Source organism: Hanstruepera neustonica, from assembly GCF_002895005.1.
GTDB classification, from domain to species: domain Bacteria; phylum Bacteroidota; class Bacteroidia; order Flavobacteriales; family Flavobacteriaceae; genus Hanstruepera; species Hanstruepera neustonica.
Map to the genome: position 1 here is coordinate 92,453 of NZ_POWF01000007.1, position 19,554 is coordinate 112,006.

A 19,554-nucleotide genomic window follows, 5' to 3' on the forward strand; every position below is an offset into this window, starting at 1 on the left:
GAATAATGAATTTTCTTGCGCATATTTATCTTTCTGGCGATAATGAACTGGTTACCATTGGAAATTTCATGGCGGATGGTATTCGCGGGAAAAAGTATAAAAACTACCCTGTTGATCTGCAAATCGGTATCTTATTGCATCGGGAAATTGACACCTTTACGGATTCACATCCCATTGTGAGACAAAGCACCAAACGGTTGCACAAAAACTATAGTCATTATAGCGGTGTCATTGTCGATATCCTTTACGATCATTTTCTGGCCAAAAACTGGAAAGCGTATTCTGAAACTGCATTAGACAGCTATGTTGAGAATTTTTATTGCTCTTTGGAAAAGCACTTTGATATACTTCCTGCAAGAATACAAAAAATGATGCCTTTTATGATTTCGGAAAATTGGCTTTTGAACTATGCCAACATTGATGGTATTCAGCAAGTATTGAATGGTATGAATAGACGCACAAAAAACAAATCGAAAATGAATATGGCTACAACTGAACTCATTGCCTACTATTCAGAATTTGAAGAAGAATTCTCAACTTTCTTTGAGGAATTGATAACCTTTTCAAAAGATAAATTAGCCGAGATAACCCAAAAATTAAAGACCAATCCATGAAAAAACATTTAATTTTTTTCTTTCTTTTGGCAACGTTAATAGCCTGCAAAGATCATACACCTTCAACCCATACCAAAACTCATGGATTGATTACTCAACAAGCTATGGTTGTTTCCGCTCGCGAAGAAGCATCCCAAATTGGATCAGACATCTTAAAAAAAGGCGGTAATGCTTTTGATGCTTTGGCAGCAACAGAATTGGCTTTAGCCGTTGCATTTCCCTATGCTGGTAATATTGGTGGTGGTGGTTTCATGGTATATCGTCTAAATTCAGGTGAAATTGGAGCATTAGACTATCGAGAAAAAGCACCATTAGCCGCATCAAAAAATATGTATTTAGATGAAAATGGCAACGTTGTTCCAAATAAAAGCACTTTAGGTGCATTGGCTGTAGGTGTCCCTGGAAGTATTGCTGGAATTTTTGAAACTCATCAGCGCTTTGGAACATTACCTCTAGAAGATATTGTTCAGCCAGCTATAGATTTAGCCAAGAGAGGTGTTGTGGTTACCGAAAAACAAGAACAACGCATAAAAAAATATCAGCCTCTCTTTCGTGAAGTGAATAAGGATTCCATAATATTTGATGAAATTTGGAAGACTGGAGATACCATTTACTATTCTGCATTAGCCTCCACTCTTGAACGTATAAAAATAAATGGCCCTTCTGAATTTTATGAAGGAGAAACAGCTAAAAAACTAGTTGATTTCATTAATGAGAATGGTGGATCTTTTACTATGGAAGATCTTAAAAAATATAAACCTGTCTGGCGAAAACCAATTGTTTTTAAATACGATAGCTTAAAAATTATTTCTATGTCTCCGCCATCAAGTGGTGGGGTTTGTCTAGCTCAAATTATGAAAATGATTGAACCCTATGACATTCATGAATATGGGCACAATTCAAAAAAAACCATACAAGTTATTGTTGAAGCCGAGCGTAGAGCATTTGCAGACCGCAGTTATTATTTAGGTGATCCTGATTTTGTTGATATCCCATTAGATAAAATCACTGATAGTTTATATTTACAAAATCGCATGGATACATTTACCTTTACTAAACCAACACCTTCAACAGATATATCTCATGGTAGCATAGAATTTTCAGAAAGCAATGAAACTACTCATTTTTCAATTATAGATTCTTTTGGAAATGCTGTTTCTGTTACTACAACTATAAATGGTGCTTATGGTAGTAAGTTGTATTGCAGCGAGTTAGGTTTTTTTCTAAATAATGAAATGGACGATTTTAGTTCTAAACCTGGAGAGCCCAATATGTTTGGTCTTGTTGGAGCTGAAGCCAACAACATAGCTCCAGAAAAACGTATGTTAAGTAGCATGACACCTACGATTGTAGAAAAAAATGGCATGCTTTACATGGTACTTGGAACGAGAGGTGGTTCAACCATAATTACTTCTGTTCTGCAAACAATTTTGAATGTACATGAATTTGGCATGAGCATGCAGGACGCTGTAGATGCGCCACGATTTCACCACCAATGGTTACCAGATGTTGTTCAATTTGAAGAAAAAAAATTTTCAAATACTTTTAAACGTGAAATCGAAGATTTGGGATACCAAGTTACAGATTATGATAATCCAAGTCTCGGGAATATGGTTGGTATTTTAGTTTTAAAAAATGGCCATTTAGAAGGTGGAGCCGATAAAAGAGGGGACGACACAGCAGTCGGTTTTTAATTATGGGATTCATTAAAGATATTCAAGAATCGTTTCAAATGCATGCCAACAGAACATTTTCTGTACAAATGTCTGCTTACATGTTGAATCAGTTCAAATTCTACGGAATTAAAGCGCCGTTTAGACGAGAACTCACAAAACCTTTGTTTGACAAATACAACCTTGAAATCAGAGATACGTTTAGAAGTCTTGTATTTGACTTATACGATTTACCATATCGTGAACTTCACATGGTAGCTATAGAAATTTTTGAAAAACAATTTAAGAAGTCCTATGAAAAGAAGGATATTCATCTTATTGAAAATCTGATTACTATAAATTCATGGTGGGATTCAGTTGATTTCATAGCGAAGAACATACTTGGAAAATACCTGCAAATCTATTTGGAGGAAATACCAGAAATTATTTCACGGTTTTCTGAAGCAGAGAATCTGTGGCTAAATCGCAGTACAATTATCTTTCAACTAGGATATAAAGAAAAAACGGATGAGCAATTACTGTTTAAGCAATGTTTAATTCACAAAAACTCCAAGGAGTTTTTTATTCAAAAAGCTATTGGTTGGGCCTTACGTGAGTACGGTAAAACAAATCCCGATGCTGTATTAAATTTTGTTGAAACTAACACCTTAAAGCCATTGAGTAAACGTGAAGCAATTAGAAACCTAATATGACTTATGATATTGTAATTTTAACAGACAAGCGTTATCTGAATGATTCAAAAAGCGATAACTATAAACATAACGTGTACTTTGAAGATTTTCTGGTACAAGAAGCTTTAAATAAACTCGGATTGAATACCCTTCGATTAGCTTGGGATGATGCCACATTTGATTGGAGCAGCACGACAGCCGTACTTTTTAGAACTACTTGGGACTATTTTGATAGGTTTGCAGAATTTTCAAAATGGTTAGAAAAAATTTCAAGGGTTACGACGCTTTTTAATTCAGAAAAACTTATTAGGTGGAATATTGATAAACACTATCTATTGGATCTTAAAAAACATGGTGTTCATATCGCTGAAACTCATTTTATTGAGAAAGGAAGTCATATGTCTCTTATTGATATTCACAAAAGCCTGGGATGGCAAGAAACCGTATTAAAGCCTTGTATATCTGGAGCGGCCAGACATACTTATAAATTAAATATGGATAATTTGAATAACTATGAAAACATTTATTCGGAATTAATTTCTGAAGAGTCTATGATGCTACAACCGTTTCAGCATCACATCGTAGCACAAGGAGAGGTATCCATGATGGTTTTTAATGGTCAGTTTACCCATGCTGTCCTAAAAAAAGCAAAAGCAGGAGATTTTCGGGTTCAGGATGATTTTGGTGGATCCGTACACTGCTATGAACCAACAAATGATGAAATATTATTTGCCGAAAACACTATAAAAGCATGTCCACAATTGCCCATTTACGCCAGAGTTGATATATTTACCGATAACGATGGAAACACAGCGCTTTCAGAGTTGGAACTGATAGAACCAGAACTATGGTTTAGGCGCTATCCTGACTCAGCTAATAAACTAGCTTCAGGTATTCAACAGCAACTGAAAAACCTTTAATATGGCCTTAAAAAAAACATTTAAAATCATTATTGGTTTGTTGATTTTTCTAACATTGCCAAGTCTATTATTTTTCGGTTTTGTTTATTTCAATTATCATGAAGACTTACCTCAAGGTGAAACTGGCGAACAAGCAAATACTTTAGCCCTATCGATGCTAAATTCATTAGATTATGAAGCCTATAAAAACACCGCCTACATTGAATGGACTTTTAAAAGTAAACGGCATTATAAATGGAAAAAAGATCAAGGTACATGTTCGGTTTTTTGGAAAAATATTCAAGTGAACCTAAAATTAGATAATCCGACTGGCTCCAAGGTATATATTGACAACCAAGAAATTGATAACGAGGAATCAAAAAACCTGATAAAAAAAGCCATGGCCTATTTTAATAATGATTCCTTCTGGTTAGTAGCTCCGTACGAGGTCATGGATTTTGATGTCTCCAGAAAAGTTGTTACTCTTGAAAATAATCAAAATGCACTGCTAGTAACTTACGCACCGAATAGTAACAATCCTGATGAATCGTTTTTGTGGATATTAGATGAGAATTATAAACCCACCAAATTCAAAATGTGGGTTGATGATTTACCAATTGGTGGACTGGAAGCCTCTTGGACCGATTGGACTACCACGGAAAGTGGTGCCCAGTTACCCACATTTCATGAGTTTTTATTTTTCGGTATTCAGCTACAGGATGTCAAAGGAACTCCCTAGGTTAGGATGACTTCTGCCCTACAAATTGCTGATCCTTCAATTTAAACAACACATTAAAGGTGGTCAAACTACCGTAGCTACGGGTGATATATTGTTGTAAATCAATCTTTTCCTGCTCATCTAAACTATTACTTGAATTTATTTTCTGCTCCATGACACGTAAGCGATCACGCACCATAGTTATCTTATGAAAAAAACTATCGATAGGAACTTCTTTACTTTGCAATGCGGTATCTCCAGGTTCCAAAATCAACTTCCCGCCTTTCCATTTGTCCGCAATATGAACCACTTCACTAATATCACTGTATTTTTTTAAAATCTCTACCAAACTACTTTCTACATCAAAGAAACTAACGGTGTCCACATCGTCTTGAGCAGCTTCTATCACCTCAAACTCCGAGTCAATATCAATGGTCTCCAAGCCACCTTCAATAAAAGTCACCCAATACTGATTAGAACTTACATTGGTAACGACACCTTTACCATATTCTGGATGATTTATTCGAGAACTGATTCCTAATAATTTCATGATTTTATTTTTTGATTTAGAATACAATAATAACAAAATCTGCTTTAACGCTTCACAAAAAATTAACATCTAAAATTGTACCTTTGCAACTTTGCAATGCTATGAGTCAATTTGAAGAAAATATCGAAGTAAAAGGTGCTCGGGTACACAACCTGAAAAACATCGATGTCTCCATTCCAAGGGAAAAACTAGTTGTTATTACAGGTTTATCAGGAAGTGGTAAGTCATCGTTGGCATTCGATACGATTTATGCTGAAGGTCAAAGACGCTACATTGAGACATTTTCGGCTTACGCAAGACAATTTTTAGGTGGATTGGAACGTCCTGATGTTGACAAAATTGACGGACTCTCCCCTGTTATCGCCATCGAACAAAAGACTACTAGTAAATCACCACGTTCAACTGTTGGAACCATTACTGAAATTTATGATTTTCTGCGTTTGCTATTTGCACGTGCCAGTGATGCTTACAGTTTTAATACGGGTGAGAAAATGGTGAGCTATAATGATGAACAGATTAAGGATCTCATCAAAGAATCATTTTCTGGTAAACGAATCAATATTCTTTCCCCTGTAATACGATCCAGAAAAGGACACTATCGGGAATTGTTTGAGCAAATTGCTAAACAAGGATTTATAAAGGTTAGAACTGATGGTGAGATACGTGATCTGGTAAAAGGTATGAAATTGGATCGCTACAAAACTCATGATATAGAAATTGTTATTGACCGATTAAAAATTGACAACAATACCGATAATGATAAGCGCCTGATGGAAACCATCAATACCGCTATGTATCATGGTGAAGATGTCCTTATGGTTATCGATCAAGACACGCAAGAAGTGCGATATTTTAGCCGGAACTTGATGTGTCCCTCAACTGGTATTTCGTATCCGAATCCAGAACCCAATAATTTTTCATTTAATTCGCCCAAAGGAGCTTGTCCAAAATGCAACGGTATTGGAACCCTTTATGAAATAAATGAAGACAAAATAATACCTAATCCTAATTTATCCATAAATGCTGGTGCATTAGCGCCACATGGTCCTGAAAAGAAAAGCTGGATTTTCAAACAGTTTGAAACCATTGCACAACGTTATGGCTTTTCATTGAATGATCCTTTCAAATCCATTCCTGAAGAAGCCAAACAAACCATTTTGTACGGTGGCAATGAGAAATTTTCAGTTGAAAGTAAAACCCTTGGCGTAACTCGTGACTATAAAATCGACTTTGAAGGGGTTGCTAACTTCATTGAAAATCAATACAAATCAGCTGAATCAACCTCACTAAAGCGTTGGGCTAAAGACTATATGGATAAGGTAAATTGTTCCGAATGTCATGGTTCGCGCTTGAGAAAAGAATCGCTATATTTTAAAGTAAACGGATTGAATATAGCCGAATTAGCCCAAAAAGACATTATTGATTTATATCAATGGTTCCAAGAATTGGACAGCCATTTATCTGACATGCAATTAAAGATTTCGGAAGAAATCACTAAAGAAATCAAAGCACGCTTGCAGTTTTTATTGGATGTTGGGCTGGATTATTTATCCTTAAACAGAAGTTCCAAATCGCTTTCTGGTGGTGAGGCACAACGCATAAGACTAGCTACACAAATAGGTTCTCAATTGGTAGGTGTGTTGTATATTTTAGATGAGCCTAGTATTGGGCTACATCAAAGAGACAATGAAAAGCTAATCAAATCGTTGGTTTCCTTGCGAGATATCGGGAATTCCGTTATTGTGGTAGAACACGACAAGGACATGATCGAACATGCTGATTATGTTATTGATATTGGTCCTAAAGCTGGTAAGCATGGAGGCGAAATCATAAGCGAGGGTTCTCCTAGCGAACTTAAAACCCATCATACACTCACTGCCGACTATTTAAATGGTTCAAAAGAAATTGAAGTTCCTGAAAAACGACGTGAAGGTAATGGTAAAGTGCTATCCTTAAAAGGATGTACTGGCAACAATTTAAAAAATGTTTCCCTAGATATTCCATTAGGTAAAATGATTGGCATTACGGGTGTTTCTGGCAGTGGTAAATCCACATTGATTAATGAAACATTATATCCCATTATGAATGCACATTACTTCAATGGCGTTAAAAAACCTATGCCTTACAAAAGCATAAAGGGCTTGGAACACATTGATAAGGTGATTGATATCAACCAATCACCAATTGGGAGAACGCCTAGAAGTAATCCCGCTACCTATACAGGAACATTTAGTGAAATCCGTAGCCTTTTTGCTAAAATTCCTGAAGCTATGATTCGCGGCTATAAACCAGGACGCTTCAGTTTTAATGTTAAAGGTGGGCGTTGTGAAACCTGTCAAGGAGGTGGTTTACGCGTTATCGAAATGAATTTTTTGCCTGATGTTTATGTAGAATGTGAAACTTGTCAAGGAAAGCGTTTTAACAGAGAAACATTAGAGATTCGCTATAAAGGAAAATCGATAAGTGATATTTTAGAAATGACTATTAATGAGGCTGTTGAATTTTTTGAGCATATTCCGAAAATTCACAAGAAACTCAAAACTATTAAAGATGTTGGACTAGGATACATTACTTTAGGACAACAAAGTACGACCCTTTCAGGTGGTGAAGCGCAACGTATTAAATTGGCAACTGAATTAAGTAAACGAGATACCGGAAACACCTTTTACATTTTAGATGAACCTACTACAGGCCTACACTTTGAAGATATTAGAGTTCTCATGATTGTTCTTAATAAACTAGTCAATAAAGGTAATACTGTACTCATTATTGAACATAATTTGGACGTCATCAAAACGGTTGACTATATATTTGATATTGGTTATGAAGGCGGAAAAAATGGTGGTGAGATTGTCGCCAAAGGAACACCTGAAGACATACTTAAAAACAAGAAAAGCTACACAGCCCAATTTCTTAAAAAAGAACTAATCGCATAATTGTTCGGTTTAAATTAGTATATTTAAGATACTAATCTTAAATAATTTTAATTATGAGAAGTCTACTTTGGTTGGTAGCCGTAATCTGTATAGTCGTCTGGCTATTAGGTTTTTTGGGCGTTGTCCCAGGAATTGCTACTGGAAATTTAATTCACATTTTATTAGTAATTGCTGTAATAGCAATACTCTACAACATTATTTCTGGTAGGAATCCTTTAAAATGATTTAAATTTAAGAATGAAGAATATTTAAGGTAAACAATATGTTTACCTTTTTCTTTGGCCAATAATTAAGAATTAAGATTGCAGAAAGGCAATAATTCTTCATAAATTTGCGAACTTCGGGCTAAAAATCTGAAATAGCTCCTTTCTAATTTTTAAACAGAAAATTAATGAGAAAAGAACAGCACCACAAAAGGTGGAATGAAATAAAAACGAATGATTCTTGGGCCATATTTAAAATTATGGGCGAGTTTGTAAACGGTTATGAAAAGTTGAGTCGTATTGGACCTTGTGTATCTATTTTTGGATCGGCTCGAACCAAACCTGATCATAAATATTATCAATTAGCCGAAGATGTTGCTTGTAAAATTGTTGAACATGGCTATGGCGTCATTACTGGAGGTGGACCTGGGATTATGGAAGCTGGTAACAAGGGAGCCCATATTGCAGGTGGTACTTCTGTGGGACTCAATATTGAATTGCCTTTTGAGCAACATGATAATCCCTATATAGATTCAGACAAGAGTTTGGATTTTGATTATTTCTTTGTTAGAAAAGTTATGTTCGTAAAATACTCCCAAGGTTTTGTAGTTATGCCTGGTGGATTTGGGACATTAGATGAATTGTTTGAGGCCATCACGCTCATCCAAACCAATAAAATTGAAAAGTTTCCCATAATTTTGGTTGGAACCGATTTTTGGACAGGTTTGATGGATTGGATAAAAGAAACGCTCCTAGATAGATTTAGTAATATCAGTGCCAAAGATTTGGATCTTATTCATTTGGTTGACACTGCCGATGAAGTTATTACTATTTTAGATAGTTTCTACAAAGAATCTGGATTAAGTCCGAATTTTTAATTCGGAAACTAAAATAATAGCATGAAAAGAAAAATTCTTCTTTTATGGTTTTTTACCATAATAAACAGTTCATTGTTGCTTTCTCAAGAAAGCTTCAATGTCATGTTTTACAATTTGTTGAATTTTCCATTAGAAGATGCTGTACCTAACCGTATTCAATACCTCAATACAATCCTCAACGATTACCTTCCAGACGTATTTATGGTATGTGAATTAAACAATGACAATGGTGCCAATGATATTTTAAATAGTTTAAGAACTAGCGTCAGTAGTGATTTTGAAATGGCCACATTTGTTCAGAATACATCTGATGATAATATTGGAGACCAAAACGATTTACAAAACTTAATATACTACAATAGCTCAAAATTCATTTTAGAAAGTCAGAGTATTGTAACGACTATATTCAGGGATTTTAACCACTATGAATTAAAGATTAATACCGTTAATCAAGATACAAATCCAATTGTTATTGATTTTATAGTCTGCCACTTGAAAGCATCAGACGGATCAGAAAATGAAGCATCTCGATTGGAAATGGTTGAAGACTTAACCGCCTATCTAAATACATTTCCCTCTGACAGTAATGTGGTTCTAGGTGGTGATTTAAACTTATACACGTACTCCGAGGATGCATTTCAAGAATTAACAGATACTACCAACAACATCGTATTTGTTGACCCAGCCAATCAAATAGGAAGTTGGCATAACAACACCCTTTTTATTGATGTTTTTACGCAGTCAACGCGAACGCAATCTGGTATGGGTGGCACAACCGGAGGTTTTGATGATCGGTTTGATTTCATATTGTGTTCTGATAACCTGATTGATAATTCAAATATTTATTATGCTCCAAACTCCTATCAAGTATTTGGCAACAATGGCAATATAGATTGCTTTAATAATGCCATAATTGATCCAGAATGTAGTGGTACTGAATTTTCTTTTGAAATCCGTGATGCTTTACACAATTTTAGTGATCATCTTCCCGTTACATTACAGATTGAAACTACCGAAACCCTGTTGAATGTAGAAGAAAATACCATTCAATCAAATTTTGAAATTGTTGGCACAAACATTGTTCAAAATAGTATTACCATTAGTCTGGTAGACCAATCTAACTTCATTAAAAAACTTAAAATTTACAATGCGTTAGGGCAATGTGTGAAAACTATTGCTAGAGGCACATCGGACTATGATACGGTTGATGTATCTGGTCTTGCTGATGGCCTTTATTACATTAAGCCAGTATACGCCCAAGTTGAACCGTTAAAGTTTGTAAAGACACATTGAAAGCCCGCTACTATTTAAGTTTATTTTTCACTTGCATTGGCATACTAGCTCTAGGACAAAACCAAATTGATCTTAAAGCTCAATTAAATACGGAAAAAAACCAAATTAAAATAGCTCAAACCATAACCTATTTTAATTCAACTTCCGATACTTTACAATCTATTTACCTAAACGATTGGAGCAATAGCTATTCTACTAAAAACACACCTTTAGCCAAACGTTTTTCTGAAGAATTCAAAACAGAGTTTCATTTTGCTAAAAACGAAGACCGAGGTTACACAGTAATTACTTCTTTAAAGCAAAATGACGAAGAAATAAATTTTGAACGGTTAAAAAATCAAATTGATATAATCAGAGTCGACTTAAACAAACCGCTTTACCCGAACGATTCATATACTATCAATTTGAACTACATCATACAGATTCCTAATGATAAATTTACTAGATATGGTGTTACTTCAGATGGCGATTATAATTTGCGCTATTGGTACATCAGTCCAGCAGTTTATGATGGAAAATGGCAGTTTAGCAGTAATAAGGATTTAGACGATATGTATGTTCCAAAATCTGATATCCGACTGGAACTAACCTGCCCAATGAACTACTATGTAGTTTCCGAACTGAATCAGTTTGATTATGACCAAATTAATGGCAATCAACTATTTGTATTTACAGGAAGCGATCGAATTAATTCAAAACTATTTATTAATAAGGGCTTCAATTATAGGCAAATAGAAACAGATTTTTTTACAGTTTCTTCGAATATTGATGATGAGGAATTAAATTCATTCAATAAGGCCATTATTACTGATAATATTGCATCTTTTTTATCTAAAACACTTGGACCCTATCCGCATCAAAAATTGTTGGTAACCGATATTGATTATAAAAAGAGCCCTATTTATGGGTTAAATCTGCTGCCAGATTTCATTAGGCCTTTTCCAGATAATTTTCAATATGAACTTAAAGTCCTAAAAACAGCCTTGCACAATTATTTAGAAAATGTGCTTTTGTTAAACCCACGTGAAGACCAATGGATTCTTGATGGTATTCAAACCTATTATCTCATGAAATATGTTGAGGAGTACTATCCTGATATGAAATTAGCAGGTGCTTTCTCGCGAATTTGGGGCTTGAAATCATTTCATGCAGCACAATTGGATTTTAATGCACAATATAGTTTCCTTTATATGAATATGGCACGAGAAAATTTAGACCAGCCACTATCCATGCATAAAGACTCTTTGTTAAAATTTAATGAGAACATTGCTAACAAATATAAAGCTGGTGTAGGTCTCAAATATTTAGAAGATTATTTAAATAATAGCATTATTGATTCGGCACTTAAGGAATATATTTCCTCAAGGTCTTTAAAAGTCACAGGATCCAAAGATTTTGAAGCATTTTTAAAGTCAAAAACTTCAAAGAATTTAGAATGGTTTTTTACGGATTATCTGACAACAACCAAGGCTATTGATTATACTATTTCAAATGTTATTGTAAAAGAAGATTCACTTCGGGTTACAATAAAAAACAGAAGTGAAGCCGTTGTACCCATTTCATTATTTTCAATGCAGGATGATATTGTAAGATCTAAAATATGGATTGACCCTATTAAAGATTCCTCAACAGTTACCATTTCAAATGAAGGCTACACAAAACTGGTTTTAAACCAAGACCAAATTGTACCAGAGTTTAACATGAGGAACAATACCAAATCACTCAAAAACTCTTTGTTTAACAGACCATTGCAACTACGTCTGATTAAAGATATTGAGGATCCAAGCTACAACCAAGTTTTTTTAATGCCAATTGTTGAGTTTAATAACATTTATGATGGCATCGTTTTAGGCGTAAAGGCCTATAATAAAACCATTTTAAGAAAAGCATTCAATTATAAAATTGCTCCACAGTATGGCTTAAAGTCTAAATCTTTAACAGGTAACGTTTCGTTAGATTATAGCCAGTTTATAGACAATTCGGATAAGTTGTTTTTAATTAGGTATGGTGTTGGAGCAAGCTATGAAAGTTATGCCGATAATTTATTTGTTAGAAAATTCACACCTGGAATGAAGTTTTATTTTAGGGACAACACCAACTTACGATCTAATAAACGCAATTCATTATCCTTGCGTTATATAGACATTAATCGAGACAAAGACCCAAATGCCATATTAACATCCGAAACAGTAGAACCAAATTACAGTGTCTTTAATGCCAGATTTAATCATGTTGACAGAGATTTGGTTGATTTCTCTTCTTGGTTTGCCGATTTACAAATAGCCAAAAACTTTGGAAAAGTAGCTCTTAACTACGAATACCGAAAATTAACAAAAAGTAACAGGCGCTATTTGTTAAGATTATATGCAGGTGCATTCCTTTACAATAAGACCTATCAAGATTCCGACTATTTTAGTTTTGCACTTGATAGACCAACAGATTATTTGTTTGATTATAATTATTACGGGCGTTCTGAAAGTTCTGGTCTATTCAGTCAACAGTTAATTGTTGCTGAAGGAGGTTTTAAATCCCAATTAAATCCTGGTTTTGCTAATCAATGGATTACAACACTGAATGGCAGTACCACCATTTGGAAATATATTATGGCATACGGTGATTTAGGGCTTGTAAAAAACCATGGTTCTGATGCCGAAGTTGTCTATGATTCTGGTCTTCGATTTATTTTAGTAGAAGATTACTTTGAAATATTCTTTCCTGTTTACTCCAATTTAGGATGGGAAATATCCCAACCAAATTATGATCAAAAAATACGTTTTATTGTTACTCTAGATTTCAAAACCCTACTTGGGTTATTCTCTAGACGATGGTATTAAGGGGTATTTCATCAATACATTATTCTTAATGGAATTGCTGTAATTTAAATATTGTTGAAATATTCTTAAATAATCATATTATTTTTTAGATTATCTTCAATTTTATAACACTTTTCAGCGTTGGAAATCTTACCATTATTAGCTACCTTTGCAAAAATACCCAGCGATATATGCAAACAAATTCAACTGTAAAAAAAGACCTGTCCTTTGAAGATTTTAAAGCAGAAGTTTTAAATGACTATAAATTAGCTGTAACTTCTCGTGAGTGTAGTCTTCTTGGTCGACGTGAAGTCCTTACCGGCAAGGCCAAGTTTGGTATTTTTGGTGATGGTAAGGAAGTCCCGCAATTAGCATTGGCCAAAGCCTTTGAAAATGGTGATTTCCGTTCAGGTTATTACAGAGACCAAACCTTTATGATGGCTATAGGTGAATTATCTATCGAGCAGTTTTTTGCTGGTTTATATGCCAATACCGATTTAAAGGAAGAACCCATGTCTGCCGGAAGACAAATGGGAGGTCATTTTGCAACACATAGTTTGGATGAGAATGGTAACTGGAAAAATTTGACACAACAGAAGAACTCCAGTGCTGACATCTCACCTACTGCTGGACAAATGCCGCGTTTATTGGGTTTAGCACAGGCTTCTAAAATTTACAGACATGTTGATGGCATAAACACCACTAATTTTTCAGTAAATGGTAATGAAGTCGCTTGGGGAACCATTGGTAATGCAAGTACAAGTGAAGGTTTATTCTTTGAAACGATCAATGCAGCAGGTGTATTACAAGTTCCTATGGTTATGAGTATTTGGGATGACGAATATGGTATTTCAGTACATGCTAGACACCAAACGACCAAAGAAAACATTTCAGAAATTCTAAAAGGATTCCAAAGGGACGAGAATCATAATGGCTATGAAATACTTCGTGTTAAAGGTTGGGATTATGCGGCATTGATTGAAACCTATCAAACGGCGTCAAAGATAGCTAGAGAAGAGCATGTTCCTGTGTTAATTCATGTACAAGAACTCACACAACCTCAAGGGCACTCAACGTCTGGTTCTCATGAACGATATAAAGATGAAAACCGATTAGCTTGGGAGGCTGAATACGATTGTAATGCCAAATTACGAGAATGGATTATTGCCAATGGTATTGCCACGGACGAAGAATTATCAGTCATTGAAAAGGATATTGCTAAATCTGTTCGCGAAGGTAAGAAAGCTGCTTGGACTGCGTTTACCAAACCTTTGAAAGATGAACAAAACGAGCTGGTTGCAATTTTAAAAGAAGTAGCAAACACGAGCTCTAACAAGGTTTTTATTGAGAAACTGACCAATGATTTAGCTGAAATAAAAGAACCTATCAGAAAGGAAATACTGTCTACCGCCAGAAAGGCACTGCGCTATGTTGTTAATGAAACATCTGCTTCTAAAACTAGTCTGGTATCCTGGATTAATAATTACATGGAAACCATTCAACCTAAATACAGCTCACATTTATATTCAGAGTCTGAAAATTCGGCTTTAAATATTGCTGAAGTTAAACCAACTTACAATGACAATGCTGAAGAGGTAGATGCGCGATTGGTTATTCGTGATAATTTTGATGCCATTTTTAGCAAATATCCTGAAACATTGGTTTTCGGTGAAGATGCTGGTCACATTGGTGATGTCAACCAAGGGTTGGAAGGCATGCAGGAAAAATATGGTGAGTTGCGTGTATCGGATGTTGGCATACGTGAAGCAACCATTCTAGGTCAAGGTATTGGAATGGCCATGAGAGGACTGCGTCCCATTGCTGAAATTCAGTATTTAGATTATATTCTATATGCTCTGCAAATCATGAGTGATGACCTGGCTACTTTGCAATATAGAACCAAAGGTCGCCAAAAAGCACCGCTCATTATTAGAACGCGTGGACACAGACTCGAGGGTATTTGGCATTCTGGCTCGCAAATGGGAGGTATTATTAATTTAGTTAGAGGTATCCACGTATTGGTCCCTAGAAATATGACCAAAGCTGCAGGATTTTATAATACGCTGTTGGAAGGCGATGAACCTGGTTTAATTGTGGAATGCTTGAACGGTTACCGTTTAAAGGAAAAAATGCCAACGAATTTAGGTGAATTCAAAACACCACTAGGCGTTGTAGAAACCATTCGCGAAGGTGAAGACATCACCTTGGTATCTTATGGTTCAACGCTTCGTATCATTGAGCAAGCAGCCAAAGAATTAATGGAAGTGGGCATCGATGCTGAAATTATAGATGTACAATCCTTATTGCCTTTTGACTTGAACCACGACATTGTTAAAAGTGTTGCCAAAACTAATCGTTTAATGGTCATTGATGAAGACGTTCCAGGTGGTGCTTCTGCATTTATTTTAAATGAAATTTTAAATACTCAAAATGCCTACGAGCACTTGGATAGCAAACCAGTTACGTTAACAGCACAACAGCATAGACCGGCTTACGGAACGGATGGTGATTACTTTTCAAAACCATCTGTCGAGGACGTTTTTGAGGCTGTTTATAAGGTGTTTCATGAAGTGAATCCCGAGGATTTCCCAAAATTATTATAGTACACATTAAACCTTTAATGTTAAATTAAGTCCTACATAGCATGTGGGACTTTTTTATTTGATTCAAATAGTCCCTGCTCATAACAACCAAATAGTTACTATTTTGAAAAAATTAATCTTTTTACTCGGTGTATTCGTAGTATCCTGTTCCAGTGATAATGACAACAATACCATCAACAACCCAAATACAATTGTTGATTTTGATTTCTCTGAAATTTTAGATATTAATTTCAATGATTTACCTAATTACTCCAACCAACCAATCCCTAACTATATAACAAAAGACAATTCCAATGGAAATAACATAACTGATGAAATCGCAGTTCTTGGTCGTGTTTTATTTTATGATAAAAATCTTTCAACCAATGGGACCATATCATGTTCAAGTTGCCACAAGCAAGAATTTGCCTTTAGTGATAATATCAATGTGAGTAATGGTGTAAACGGAACAACAGGCAGACATTCTATGCGGTTGGTTAATTCACGTTTTGCCAATGAACAAAAATTCTTTTGGGATGAACGCGCTAATACTTTAGAGCAACAAACAACCATGCCTATTAAAGATCATATAGAAATGGGGTTTAGCGGTGAAAATGGCGATTTGAGTTTTGACAATTTAATTCAGAATCTAGAAAATACGGAATACTATCCTCCATTATTTGAATTTGCCTTTGGGAATTCAGAAATTTCCGAAGCTAAAATTCAAATTGCATTGGCTCAATTTGTTAGAAGCATTCAATCCTTTGATAGCAAATATGATTTAGGAAGATCACAAGCTCCAAATGATGGAGCACCATTTCTAAACTTTACACCACAGGAAAATAATGGTAAACAACTATTTTTACTACCGCCTGTTTTTAATAATCAAGGTATCAGAATTGATGGTGGATTAGGCTGTGCTGGTTGTCATCAAGCTCCAGAATTTGATATCGACCCAAATTCCCTTAACAATGGTGTTATCGGAAATGCCAATGGAACGGGAACTGATTTAATAGTTACCAGATCACCAAGTCTAAGGGACGTAATAAAATCTGATGGCACAAGTAATGGTCCATTTATGCATATTGGTGTATCGAATAATTTTATGACGGTTCTAACACACTACAATGAAATTAACGTTGCTGGTAATAACAATTTAGACCCTAGGCTCATGCCAGGTGGAAATCCGCAACAACTAAATTTAACACAACAAGAGCGGAATGATGTTTTTGAATTCATGAAAACTTTGGCTGGCAATAATATTTATACGGATCCTAAATGGAGTAATCCCTTTTTAGATTAAAAGTTAATTACTAATCAGTAAAGCCCTTATTAATAAGGGCTTTTTTTATATATTTAAGGTTCAACGCAAACTTCATGCTTACCAAAACAGATAAAGAACAACTTCGCGGCACTATTTTCAAACATTTAGATGGTATTGCAACCGCTACAACAGCCTATAGTTTATATAAAAAAGGTATTTTAAAATCCTTACTGGAACAGGAATCCGTTTCCTTAAATGAGTTGGCAAAAACTTTTAAGGCCAACGAGGGTTACTTGAATGTTGCGCTTCGTATTCTCTGTTCTCAAGGATGGCTAGTACAGGAATTAGACAACAAAAAAGACAGTGTTTCTTACAGCTTAAACGATGTTAGCAAGAAAGCTTTTGAATTAGCACCATTATATGAAGAAGCCGTTAAACTATTAAATTACTCCGTTAACTTCCCTGACGAACGAATCGGAACTGATGCATTTATAGCTTTAGAACGCATTTTTAATAACTATGTTAATCAATTTGGTCTAGAAGTACCCGATAATAACTCACTTGAAAGTCAAGTTCTCAAACATATAGAAGGTTGCATTGTTGGGCCTGTTATAGTTCTGTTAGGTGTAAATGGTCTGTTTCACAAGTATTTTATGGAGGCTTCCTTCACAGCTGAAGAATACCATAAAAACCCAGAAAGTTTCAAGAAAATACTGGATTTCTTTGCTCATTTAGGTTGGTTTAAAAAAAAGAAAAATACGTATCAGTTTACAGATGAAGGGCTGTTTTTTGCTAAGCGAGCTTCAGCCTATGGTGTTACGGTTTCTTACCTGCCCACATTTGTAAAATTAGATGAACTGATCTTTGGTAATCCACTAATTCTAAAAAATGACAATCCCGAAGACACTGAAAAGCATGTCCATCGGGAGATGAATGTCTGGGGAAGCGGTGGTGCCCATTCCACCTATTTTAAAGTCATAGATCAGGTCATTATCGAATTATTCAATAAACCTATAGATGAACAACCTAAGGGTATATTGGATATGGGTTGCGGAAATGGCGCCTTTATCCAACATATTTTTGATGTTATTGAACATCAGACGTTACGCGGAAAACATTTAGAAGAACATCCCCTATTGTTAGTTGGTGCCGATTTTAACAAGGCTGCATTAAAAGTCACAAGAGCCAATTTAATTAAAGCCGATATTTGGGCCAAGGTTATTTGGGGAGATATCGGCAGACCCGATTTATTGGCTAAAGACCTAAAGGAAGATTATAACATAGAGCTTCGCGATCTTTTAAACGTGAGGACATTTTTGGATCACAACCGTATTTGGGAAGAACCCCAAAACAAAACCAATAGAATTAGTACTTCAAGTGGTGCCTATGCTTATCGAGGAAAACGCATCAGCAATAATCTTGTTGAAGATTCTCTTTTGGAACATTTAATAAAATGGAAACCATATGTAGAGCGGTTTGGTTTATTAGTCATTGAATTACACACCTTAAATCCTAATTTAACAGCCAAAAATATTGGTGCCACCGCAGCTACGGCCTATGATGCCACACATGGTTACAGCGACCAATATATTCTTGAAGTTGATGTTTTTATTAAAATAGCCAAAGAAGCTGGTTTATTTCCTGATGAAACCTATTTTTCTAGATTTCCTGATAGCGAATTGGCCACAGTGAGTATTAACTTATTAAAAGGCTAATATGGAAGATAAAAATGATTTAATAACACGTGACTGGCTAGCTATTGAACGAACCAAACTGGCGAATGAACGTACTTTTTTAGCTTATTTCAGAACATTCATTGTGATTTTAGGAACGGGTATTACCATACTAAAAATTGAATTTTTTAGTGAGTTAAAATCGTTTGGATGGATTCTTTTACTAACCTCACCAATCATCCTACTTATTGGAGTCTTTAGATTGTTTAGGGTTAAAAGAACCATTCGGAAACACTATAAATATTAAATGAAAGCAGAATCGGTAGTCACCATAAAAAAAGAATTGCAACATCGTTCACATGATGAACTGATGCAGTTATGCCTGCGGTTGGCAAGATTTAAAAAAGAAAACAAAGAACTACTCACCTATTTGTTGTTTGAAGGCCACAATGAAGAAGATTACATAAACAGTATAAAAGCTGAAATAGATGAGCAGTTTGACAATATCAATACAGCCAGTTATTTTTATATCAAAAAAAGTGTGAGAAAGATTTTAAGAATAATTAAGAAATATGCTAGATATTCCCTTAAAAAAGAAACCGAAGCTGAATTACTAATCTATTTTTGCGAAAAATTACAAGCATTTTCTCCCTCAATAAAACACAATGTTACCCTTACCAATATTTACAATCGACAAATTACAACTATTAAAAAATTGGTATCCTCATTTCATGAAGACTTGCAGTATGATTTTAATATGAAACTAAACACTCTAGACAAACCATAA

The 19,554-nt window shown here is 35.0% G+C and carries 16 protein-coding genes; 15 read left to right on the plus strand and 1 reads right to left on the minus strand.

All coding sequences use genetic code 11. From position 1 onward, the window contains the following. The first annotated feature begins 5 nt into the window (after positions 1–5). Genes C1T31_RS10680 through C1T31_RS10700 form a run of 5 tightly spaced genes read left to right on the plus strand, consistent with a single transcriptional unit; the run spans position 6 to position 4,596 of the window. Complete coding sequence (locus C1T31_RS10680) at positions 6–614, plus strand: acyl carrier protein phosphodiesterase (protein WP_103052489.1); 609 nt, start codon at positions 6–8, stop codon at positions 612–614. Next, complete coding sequence (gene ggt / locus C1T31_RS10685; protein ID WP_103052490.1) at positions 611–2,308, plus strand: gamma-glutamyltransferase; 1,698 nt, start codon at positions 611–613, stop codon at positions 2,306–2,308. The genes C1T31_RS10680 and ggt overlap by 4 nt, the downstream gene beginning before the upstream one ends. 2 nt (positions 2,309–2,310) lie before the next feature. Then, positions 2,311–2,979 (plus strand): DNA alkylation repair protein, encoded by a 669-nt coding sequence (locus C1T31_RS10690; protein WP_103052491.1) that lies wholly within the window; start codon positions 2,311–2,313, stop codon positions 2,977–2,979. Further along, positions 2,976–3,878: an ATP-grasp domain-containing protein gene (locus tag C1T31_RS10695; RefSeq protein ID WP_103052492.1), complete on the plus strand. Its 903-nt coding sequence runs from the start codon at positions 2,976–2,978 to the stop codon at positions 3,876–3,878. The genes C1T31_RS10690 and C1T31_RS10695 overlap by 4 nt, the downstream gene beginning before the upstream one ends. 1 nt (position 3,879) lies before the next feature. After that, positions 3,880–4,596: a hypothetical protein gene (locus C1T31_RS10700; RefSeq protein ID WP_103052493.1), complete on the plus strand. Its 717-nt coding sequence runs from the start codon at positions 3,880–3,882 to the stop codon at positions 4,594–4,596. A gap of 1 nt (position 4,597) precedes the next feature. Here the strand turns inward: C1T31_RS10700 and C1T31_RS10705 are convergent, their stop codons facing one another. Continuing rightward, positions 4,598–5,125: a hypothetical protein gene (locus C1T31_RS10705; protein ID WP_103052612.1), complete on the minus strand. Its 528-nt coding sequence runs from the start codon at positions 5,123–5,125 to the stop codon at positions 4,598–4,600. Between the two features lie 101 nt (positions 5,126–5,226). On the opposite strand from C1T31_RS10705, the gene uvrA reads away from it, so the two are divergent. The 10 genes from uvrA (at position 5,227) to C1T31_RS10750 (ending at position 19,554) form a co-directional block, all read left to right on the plus strand. Next, positions 5,227–8,061 (plus strand): excinuclease ABC subunit UvrA, encoded by a 2,835-nt coding sequence (gene uvrA, locus C1T31_RS10710; protein ID WP_103052494.1) that lies wholly within the window; start codon positions 5,227–5,229, stop codon positions 8,059–8,061. Between the two features lie 53 nt (positions 8,062–8,114). Then, positions 8,115–8,285, plus strand: a complete 171-nt coding sequence (locus C1T31_RS14005) for a lmo0937 family membrane protein (RefSeq protein WP_123912667.1) — start codon at positions 8,115–8,117, stop codon at positions 8,283–8,285. Between the two features lie 167 nt (positions 8,286–8,452). Further along, entirely contained in the window at positions 8,453–9,142 is a 690-nt protein-coding gene (locus tag C1T31_RS10715) for an LOG family protein (protein WP_103052495.1), read from the plus strand. A gap of 21 nt (positions 9,143–9,163) precedes the next feature. Next, the gene (locus C1T31_RS10720; RefSeq protein ID WP_103052496.1) at positions 9,164–10,435 is read left to right on the plus strand and encodes an endonuclease/exonuclease/phosphatase family protein; all 1,272 of its coding nucleotides are present in this window, start codon (positions 9,164–9,166) and stop codon (positions 10,433–10,435) included. After that, positions 10,432–13,269, plus strand: coding sequence for a gluzincin family metallopeptidase (locus tag C1T31_RS10725; RefSeq protein ID WP_243398936.1), 2,838 nt, complete (start codon positions 10,432–10,434; stop codon positions 13,267–13,269). Before C1T31_RS10720 ends, C1T31_RS10725 begins: the two co-directional genes overlap by 4 nt. 170 nt (positions 13,270–13,439) lie before the next feature. Further along, on the plus strand, positions 13,440–15,851 hold the full coding sequence (locus tag C1T31_RS10730) for an alpha-ketoacid dehydrogenase subunit alpha/beta (RefSeq protein ID WP_103052497.1): 2,412 nt from the start codon (positions 13,440–13,442) through the stop codon (positions 15,849–15,851). Positions 15,852–15,954: 103 nt separating this feature from the next. Beyond that, entirely contained in the window at positions 15,955–17,133 is a 1,179-nt protein-coding gene (locus tag C1T31_RS10735; protein WP_103052614.1) for a cytochrome-c peroxidase, read from the plus strand. A gap of 74 nt (positions 17,134–17,207) precedes the next feature. Then, the gene (locus C1T31_RS10740) at positions 17,208–18,809 is read left to right on the plus strand and encodes a class I SAM-dependent methyltransferase (RefSeq protein WP_103052498.1); all 1,602 of its coding nucleotides are present in this window, start codon (positions 17,208–17,210) and stop codon (positions 18,807–18,809) included. 1 nt (position 18,810) lies between these two features. Next, positions 18,811–19,074 (plus strand): DUF202 domain-containing protein, encoded by a 264-nt coding sequence (locus C1T31_RS10745; RefSeq protein WP_103052499.1) that lies wholly within the window; start codon positions 18,811–18,813, stop codon positions 19,072–19,074. Further along, positions 19,075–19,554: a hypothetical protein gene (locus C1T31_RS10750; RefSeq protein ID WP_103052500.1), complete on the plus strand. Its 480-nt coding sequence runs from the start codon at positions 19,075–19,077 to the stop codon at positions 19,552–19,554. It begins immediately after the preceding gene.

What these genes read in the sequence shown, in the direction of transcription:
- C1T31_RS10680 (WP_103052489.1), top strand. Translation starts at nt 6, where the DNA reads ATGAATTTTCTTGCGCATATTTATCTTTCTGGCGATAATGAACTGGTT.
- ggt (WP_103052490.1), top strand. Translation starts at nt 611, where the DNA reads ATGAAAAAACATTTAATTTTTTTCTTTCTTTTGGCAACGTTAATAGCC.
- C1T31_RS10690 (WP_103052491.1), top strand. Translation starts at nt 2,311, where the DNA reads ATGGGATTCATTAAAGATATTCAAGAATCGTTTCAAATGCATGCCAAC.
- C1T31_RS10695 (WP_103052492.1), top strand. Translation starts at nt 2,976, where the DNA reads ATGACTTATGATATTGTAATTTTAACAGACAAGCGTTATCTGAATGAT.
- C1T31_RS10700 (WP_103052493.1), top strand. Translation starts at nt 3,880, where the DNA reads ATGGCCTTAAAAAAAACATTTAAAATCATTATTGGTTTGTTGATTTTT.
- C1T31_RS10705 (WP_103052612.1), bottom strand. Translation starts at nt 5,125, where the DNA reads ATGAAATTATTAGGAATCAGTTCTCGAATAAATCATCCAGAATATGGT.
- uvrA (WP_103052494.1), top strand. Translation starts at nt 5,227, where the DNA reads ATGAGTCAATTTGAAGAAAATATCGAAGTAAAAGGTGCTCGGGTACAC.
- C1T31_RS14005 (WP_123912667.1), top strand. Translation starts at nt 8,115, where the DNA reads ATGAGAAGTCTACTTTGGTTGGTAGCCGTAATCTGTATAGTCGTCTGG.
- C1T31_RS10715 (WP_103052495.1), top strand. Translation starts at nt 8,453, where the DNA reads ATGAGAAAAGAACAGCACCACAAAAGGTGGAATGAAATAAAAACGAAT.
- C1T31_RS10720 (WP_103052496.1), top strand. Translation starts at nt 9,164, where the DNA reads ATGAAAAGAAAAATTCTTCTTTTATGGTTTTTTACCATAATAAACAGT.
- C1T31_RS10730 (WP_103052497.1), top strand. Translation starts at nt 13,440, where the DNA reads ATGCAAACAAATTCAACTGTAAAAAAAGACCTGTCCTTTGAAGATTTT.
- C1T31_RS10740 (WP_103052498.1), top strand. Translation starts at nt 17,208, where the DNA reads ATGCTTACCAAAACAGATAAAGAACAACTTCGCGGCACTATTTTCAAA.
- C1T31_RS10745 (WP_103052499.1), top strand. Translation starts at nt 18,811, where the DNA reads ATGGAAGATAAAAATGATTTAATAACACGTGACTGGCTAGCTATTGAA.
- C1T31_RS10750 (WP_103052500.1), top strand. Translation starts at nt 19,075, where the DNA reads ATGAAAGCAGAATCGGTAGTCACCATAAAAAAAGAATTGCAACATCGT.